The sequence below is a fragment of the Pseudoalteromonas sp. BMB genome, assembly GCF_001709235.1.
Lineage (GTDB): Bacteria > Pseudomonadota > Gammaproteobacteria > Enterobacterales > Alteromonadaceae > Pseudoalteromonas > Pseudoalteromonas maricaloris.
In genome coordinates, this window is sequence record NZ_MBQA01000220.1 from 1 (window position 1) to 418 (window position 418).

1 protein-coding gene is annotated in these 418 nt (G+C 49.5%); it reads left to right on the plus strand.

Annotated features, from left to right (window positions below):
- Positions 1–17: 17 nt before the first annotated feature.
- Positions 18–418: condensation domain-containing protein (locus BB427_RS23000; RefSeq protein WP_139119099.1), on the plus strand; the 401-nt coding region annotated here is incomplete at its 3' end.

Consider the following 418-nt stretch of genomic DNA (forward strand, 5'->3'; position numbering starts at 1 on the left):
TGTTAGCGACTCAACTGATGTCGAGAGTACGCAGTCACTTCGGTGTTGAAGTGGCATTAAAAGGACTATTTGAACGGCCAACGGTGGCGGGATTGGCAGCGTTAATTAGTAGTGCGGCGCAGCAAGAGATACCCAAAATAGTGGCGGTTCCGAGAGTGACAGAGGATGGTACCGCAGTCACTGGATTCCCGTTGAGCTACGCGCAGGAGCGATTGTGGTTTATTGACCAACTTGAACCGGGGAGTGCGAATTATAACATTCCGAAAGCGGTGTCTATCCATGGTGCACTGGAGGTATCGCAGTTAGAGCAGGCATTTAACGAAATTGTTGCGCGACATGAGAACCTGCGAACGATATTCCCCAGTCAGGATGGTACAGCACAGCAAGTGGTATTATCGGAGCAAGCATTTAGATTAAC